7 protein-coding genes are annotated in these 6,857 nt (G+C 43.4%); 1 reads left to right on the top strand and 6 read right to left on the bottom strand.

Translation table 11 applies throughout. The features are described from left to right. A partial coding sequence (locus PLH26_RS18670; RefSeq protein WP_324587544.1) for a Gfo/Idh/MocA family protein occupies positions 1-335 on the bottom strand: 335 nt, incomplete at its 3' end. A 388-nt stretch (positions 336-723) separates the two neighbouring features. On the opposite strand from PLH26_RS18670, the gene PLH26_RS18675 reads away from it, so the two are divergent. Beyond that, positions 724-1,395, top strand: a complete 672-nt coding sequence (locus PLH26_RS18675; RefSeq protein ID WP_324587545.1) for a porin family protein — start codon at positions 724-726, stop codon at positions 1,393-1,395. Positions 1,396-1,514: 119 nt separating this feature from the next. On the opposite strand, the gene PLH26_RS18680 is transcribed toward PLH26_RS18675, so the two are convergent. From PLH26_RS18680 to PLH26_RS18700, 5 genes are all read right to left on the bottom strand, one after another. Then, a complete protein-coding gene (locus tag PLH26_RS18680) occupies positions 1,515-2,330 on the bottom strand; it encodes an HpcH/HpaI aldolase family protein (RefSeq protein ID WP_324587546.1) in 816 nt (271 codons plus the stop codon). A gap of 10 nt (positions 2,331-2,340) precedes the next feature. Then, positions 2,341-3,516 (bottom strand): sialidase family protein, encoded by a 1,176-nt coding sequence (locus PLH26_RS18685; protein WP_324587547.1) that lies wholly within the window; start codon positions 3,514-3,516, stop codon positions 2,341-2,343. A 109-nt stretch (positions 3,517-3,625) separates the two neighbouring features. Then, on the bottom strand, positions 3,626-3,937 hold the full coding sequence (locus PLH26_RS18690; RefSeq protein WP_324587548.1) for a chaperone modulator CbpM: 312 nt from the start codon (positions 3,935-3,937) through the stop codon (positions 3,626-3,628). Between the two features lie 17 nt (positions 3,938-3,954). Then, positions 3,955-4,857, bottom strand: a complete 903-nt coding sequence (locus PLH26_RS18695) for a DnaJ C-terminal domain-containing protein (protein WP_324587549.1) — start codon at positions 4,855-4,857, stop codon at positions 3,955-3,957. 297 nt (positions 4,858-5,154) lie between these two features. Next, entirely contained in the window at positions 5,155-6,741 is a 1,587-nt protein-coding gene (locus PLH26_RS18700; RefSeq protein ID WP_324587550.1) for a hypothetical protein, read from the bottom strand. Positions 6,742-6,857 lie beyond the last annotated feature (116 nt).

Below are 6,857 nucleotides of genomic sequence, written 5' to 3' on the forward strand. Positions count from 1 at the left end.
CGGTTCATGGCTTCGCATTCTGCAAAGTTCCGCGCCATGGGCTTTTCAACATATACCGGCTTACCGGCCTGCATGGCTTTTGTGGCGTACGCAAGATGCACATCGGGCGGAGTGGCGATATATATGGCATTCACATCAGGGTCATTGATCAGGTCGTCCACATTATCATACCATTTGGCCACACCATGCCTTTGCGCGTAATCCGCAGCCTTTTCTTTTTTTCGTGCCATTACCGCCACTAATTTTGAATGTGGTACTTTATTAATGGCCGGCGCGCCACTCTTTTTTTCGGTTACATTTCCGCAACCTATCATGCCCCAATTTATATCCTGCATATTGCTGTGTTCGATGGTATACAATATATCGTCGCAATATAATCAATATCTCCTACCATTATGAATCGTCCCGATGTCACTTATTTCTTCAAAGTTCATTTACAGGAAGCTGTATCAAAAGGATTGGTACATAAGATATGCCACTGAGACTCAAAGACAAAAAGCTCTGATCTTCAGCGTTTATTTTCTTTGTGCCACAGTGGCTTCGTGGCGAAATATTACCTTTTAAGACAGCCTGCCTTACAAAAATATTGAGCCTGCGGCTCTTCGCGGATTCCGGTGCATTTGCCCTGCACGGGATAGAAACCGCAAATAAAAAATTTAAAAACTGATAACCTTTTTGAAATAACCCGATATATAATCATTCGCAAACATTTAAAAACAAATTATGAAACGAGTACTCGTATTTTTGACAGCCTTCTTACTATGTTGTATTGGCAGTTCTTATAGCCAGTCATTGGGAACAAAGCAGCTCGATTTGGGCATTAAGGGAGGTATTAATTTTGCTTCTTTCACCTGGAAGAGCGAATATAAAAGAGAGCAGAGAGAAGAATATAACAGCAAATTCAAACCACAAATTCTGTTTAACATCGGGGGCTATGCCAATTATTCGCTCACTGAGGCGCTCTCTTTACAGGGTGGACTTTCCATAAGCGGGAAAGGTTATAAAGAAACATGGACAGATACCTGGGGTGGCTTATCAGGCTTTTCCGAGGAAGTAAAAGCCAGTGAATCTTTGTTTTATCTTGAAATCCCGGTAAACGTTGTTTATCATTACAAAAACTTCTATGCGGGTGCCGGGCCTTATTTTGGTTATGGATTGTTGGGTATCTGGAAATTGAAAACCCCGTCTGACTCCGATTCAGGGAATGCTTTTGATAAAGATGATGAGGGGCACAGACGTGTAGATTTTGGCGCAAAGCTCCAGGCCGGGTACCGGGTAAATGACAAGATAAGTGTAGGGCTGGAGTATGGATTGGGCTTGACCAAACTGTATTCCGGGTGGAACGATTCTCCACGGAATGGTGTATTTTCTATATCACTGGGCTATTGGTTTTAAACAACGGCAGTTATATTTCCCAAAAAAGGTGATCTGATGTATAGCTAAACGGCGGTACATCAGATTGGCTTTGTGACCCGGGGTTCTGTTACAAATTGCGTGTTCATTGTATCTCCACCTCACACTACCGGAAGTGGTTCCGGTTCTCCGTTATTTTTGTTGGAAAGATCGCCAACTGCCTCTTTAATAGCGCTTATATCGGCTGTGAGCTTTTGGCTGAATAAGGCAAGGTCTGTACTGTGCACTACGATGTTTACGCCTTCCTTTACCCATTTTGCCTGGCGTTCGGGCTCCAGGGAAAAATGAATAGCGATAGACAATCCTTTGCTTCTTGTGGTATGGATGATATATTTAATCGCTTTTTCAAATTCGGGATGATCGTATTGCTCCGGTATGCCGAGGCTAATAGAAAGGTCGTGCGGGCCAATAAATACAGCGTCTAATCCCGGAACACTCAACAAGGCATCCAGGTTATTCATGGCCGGAACACTTTCAATATTGGCAATACATATGTTACCCTTGTTGTAATTGTTTAAATAGGTTTTCATTTCTGCAGACAGTTCGTGCTTTCCGCTCAATACTTTTTGCAATATTTCACCCTTCAGCGGCCTAAATTTTGTAGCGCCCGCCAGTTCCCTGATCTGTTCTGCCGATTCTAAATAAGGGGCAATAACACCTTTGGCTCCGCCATCAATGCATTGGCATGCTAAGTAGGGATCGGGGGAGGGAATACGTACAATAGGCGTTATGCCGTATGCCTGCATGATCTGGCACATCCTTGCCATATCGGCCCGGTTCACTGCGGTATGCTCGGTGTCAATAAATGCAAAATCGAGCCCCGCTTTTTTAAAAGCGATTGCCCAGCCCGGAGATATTGAAGTAAAACAGGTACCGTATACGTTTTGCCCGCTTTTTAATTTTTGCAACAGGTCCATATGTTATATCTTATTTTATTATTTTTTTGGGGTCTGCCACTGCATATTTAATTGATTTTGCTTTTTCTCCGCTATGCCATGAATAGGTCATATGCAATAACCCGTCCTTTGCCTGTATAAGTGACGGATAAGAATACCTGCCATTTCCTTTAGGGTGATCCTCTATCCTTGTTTTCCATTTCCAGGTTTCTCCCTCATCGTCCGATATATAAAGGCTCATTATATGTCTTCCGTCATCAATATCATTGCCCAAAAAGGCCCATTTGCCATCTTTTAATACACAAATTTCCACGCTGGCAGAATTGGGTATGGTTGTTTTTACAGAAGCCGTCCAGCTTTCACCTTCATCTGCCGACTGGCTGGTATGCACCCTTGTGGGTGAGTCACCACTATCACGCATAAACGCTGCAATGGTACCGTCTTTCCTTTGCGCCAGCGCGGGTTGTATGGGGCCCCTGCCTACAATGGGCAGACTGGGGCGCCAGGTTTCACCATCGTCGTCTGAAATGGCAACCAGCGACATATTAAGTCCGTCTGAGTATAACGGGAGTAATATTCTTCCTTTATTGGTGATCAATGGTTTTATGCGTGTCATCCATCCTATGCTGCGTTTACGGATGTCCTTACTCGCTTCAATGATCATATTATCGTATTTGGGTGCGTACTCTGCCCAGCCATGCCGCAGGGGAGGCATTTGCCTGAATTTTGCTTCCGTTTCCTTAGCAAAGGCATCACCGGGTTTAAGCAAAATATTATCCTGCCAGCTCCATACCGGTGCTCCGGGCTTAAGATAATCGGAAGATGTTTTATACCGCAGTATGGAATACTCCCAGCGGTTGGCCTGCACGGCGATCCATACCAAAAACAGTTTGTCATTTTTATTCAGGAACAATACGGGATTGCAATCCGGAAGCCCCGGCGTATCGGCCAATAAAAACGGATCGCTCCATTTTTGCTCTCCGGCTTTCAGCCTGGCTCCCATGATCTTTACATCATCGGAGTTCCTTTCGCCGCTTCCATAAAACCATGCGGCTAAAAAATCACCATTGGGCAATGCTACCAATGTGCTGCCATGAACATGCTTATCCTGGGCAGGAAAGATAAGTCCGGACCCGACCAACGACGACTGCGAAAAAACAAAATGGGCGAGAAAAGACAAAATGATAATGAATGCCGGCTTTTTCATTGAAGATGATTGATTCTGCGTTGATGTAAAAAGCCGGGCCCGATATATTGCCTGCTTTTGGTTTTAGGCAACCCGGTTACGTTAAAGGAACAGTCTATCCTGCCACTCATCACAAATGGTACTCCATAGCGTTCCCTATTTGTAATTTATTTTTGAGCTCGGCTATTTCTTCCTGCATATTTTTCATTTTGAGCAACAGGTGCGCGATAGCGTCAATTCCTTCCATATTAATACCCAGCTCATAATGCAGGCGTATGAATTTTTCCAGGTCTTGCAGCCGGGTATTATGTATGAATTGCTTTTCTTCAACAGAGATCATTTCAATAAGCCCATACTCATTCAGCGCCTGTATGAAAGTTAGCTCAATATTATAATGTGTGCAACATTCTTCAGGGGTGATCAGGTCTTCTGTATTTGACATAAAAAATAATTTAGTAATTAAGATTGAGACAATTCCCTGAATAAGTTCTTTTGCTTTTCGGTAAGGTTAACCGGTATTTTAATGAACCATGTTATGATCAGATCGCCATACGATCCTTCTTTTTTGTATACCGGGAACCCCTTTCCCTTCAGCCTTGTTTTGGTGCCGTTCTGTGTTTCGGGCTTCACTTTTAATTTTACTTTGCCATCCAGGGTATCTATTGTTTTTTCGCCGCCCAGCAAGGCCGTATACAGATCAAGATCTATAGTAGCATACAGATCATCTCCCAGCCGTTTGAAAACAGGATCTTCCGAAATGTTGAATGTAATGTACAGATCACCGGGCGGCCCCCCGTTCACGCCGGGTCCGCCATGTCCTTTAAGTTTAATGGTTTGTCCGTTGGCAATGCCGGCAGGAATGGTAATGCGGATATTTTTGTTATTGATCGTGAAAACACGCTGATGCGTGGTATACGCTTCCTTTAAACTTATTTGCAGCTCAGCATTGTAATCCTGTCCCCGGAATTTGACCTGGCTCCTGCCGCTCCGCGCACTTCCTCCAAACATGGAATTAAAAAAGTCGGAAAAATCGCCCGAAGAAAAATCCCCGCCAAAAGCTTCCTGCTGCCCGTATGAGCCAAAACCAGTATCTCCCGCGCTTTGCCGCTCCTGCCTGGCTTTTTCATAGGCCTCTGCCTGTTGCCAGTTTTGCCCGTACTGATCGTATTTTTTTCTTTTTTCCGGATCGCTCAGTACTTCATTGGCTTCGTTAACCTGTTGAAATCTTTTATTGGCATCCTTATCATTGGGATTCAGATCCGGATGGTATTGTCGCGCTAATTTCCGGTATGCTTTTTTTATTTGTTCGGCGCTGGCGGTTTTATCCAGTCCCAGTATCTTATAATAGTCAATGAATTCCATAAAACGAACGTGTATATAATTATTAAACCGGAGATAAATGTACTAAAAGAATAGGTTTGGGAAAGAGGGGAGCTGTCGGCTATCAGTTGAGTAGCTACTAACGATAGTGTGAATATCCCTTTTTTGTATTGCTCATAGCTCATAGCTGACTGCCTTTTCCCGAGTTTTTGATTTGTGGTTTATGGTTTGTAGTTACAACCGGCTTCGGATTTCGAAATTTAATATTCGGATTTGAGGCTTGTTTGGTTCTTGTTATTTGGTTCTTTTGTATTTCTTCGGATTTCGGATCTACAGCCTTCAGGAAGCCTTATGCAATACTTTAGACCTTTTAACTGCACTCCGGCTGCTTTGCAAATGCTTTTCATGGATGATATCAGCCAGTGTTTTACCGTATACTTTGCTTTCCACCCACGAAATAACGTCTAAGTAGGCAAAGGCACGGGTTTCGAAGCGGTTTTTTTCGAGGTGCTTTATTTTATAAAGCAATTTTTCCAGTTCAGGCTTTAGCTGGCGCGGCGAAACGCGAAATGAGCTGCGCAGGAAACGAAACATCTCTTCTTCAACAACAGTGAGATTTTTCATCTTGGCCATGAACCGGTAAACCGACTTTATGAGCGATTCAATAATTTCGTCATTGCCCAGTTCATAATGCGCCATCAGGTGCATCAGCCGGGCATAACATTGCAGGTCGGCGCGGAGATCAAGCGGGCCATTGATTATTTTTTGAAGATAATCAATTGCGTTCTCGTATTGTTGGGCGCCAAAGTACAGCGTGGCGATCTTATAATTAAAAACGAGTATGCGGTGCCTGTCTACATAAAGCGCATATTCCTTAAGGTTAGCTTCAATTTCGGGGATCAGTGCCAGTCCTTCTTTAAAAGTTCCTGTCATCAGGTGCCAGTTTACGCTCGCAACGTTGATATAAACAGAAGTGTATATGCGGAAGTTATCGTGATGCCGGGCAACAGGGGTTTTTGCAAATGCTTCAAATTTGCGCAGGGTACCCTGGAATTTCCGGTAATTGCGAAGATCAAAATGAGCGTTCAGTAAATTGTGCATTCCTTTTATAAAATGACCCGTTTCCACGGCGATCATGGCAGGATGCGCTTCAAATAAATTGATCCATTTTTCGCTATAGCGGTAATACATCAGGAAATCCTGGCGTATAAAAGCGTACCAGCAATAACTTTGACAGAGATAAAGATTTTCGTAAAAGCCGTTTATGGCATGAATGTCATTGGGGATATTCCTTTTAAAAAATGCTTTGATATCCTTTTCATCTTCCACATTGCGTGCATGCCCGAACTTAATATACCAGCGGTAAAGCAGCAGCGCCAGGTTCGACAATCGTGTTACCCTGTCAATATGCGCGCTGATAGCCAGCGCTTCCGTGGCAAGGTCTTCAGTTCTTTCAAGCGTGCTCCGGGTAATATGAAGGGTTTCTATTTTCTTTTCAAGAGAAATGACCTGCGCCAGGAAATTGAACTTCTGGTTTGTTTTGGCCAACTCCTTGGCTTTTTCCAAAATCCTGAGACTTTGAATTTTCAGCCCCTTGTTATACAGTAAACGGGCATGATCAAGATGCTCACTCAGCTGAAGATCAGTGTTGTCGGTGGTTTTAAGCAGGCGCAGGCTCGATAAAAGCTGCTTGTACAAATGCGTTTTTAAATTGGCCAGCTGCGGTTTGGTAACGCCTCTGAGCTTTATAAGCAGCAGCTTTTCATCGTATTCGTGCATTTTCTCCAGGGCATCAAACAATTGAATGATCTTCAGGTCGCCTTTACCGGAACTTCTCTTTATATAAAGTTTAAAATGCCTCTTTTCGGACTTTTCCAGGGAACGGACCAATTGAAATAACGCATCTGTAAAACTGTTGGACATCATAATAAAAATTTCCTGAAATGCAGCTACATAAAGGATTTTGCATTACCATACCGCATTTTGACATGATAAAATTACGAACAACTTGTTTTGCAGGGTAAAAATTCGCGTACTACTTT

It is taken from the genome of Agriterribacter sp., from assembly GCF_035444585.1.
Classification (GTDB): Bacteria; Bacteroidota; Bacteroidia; order Chitinophagales; family Chitinophagaceae; genus Agriterribacter.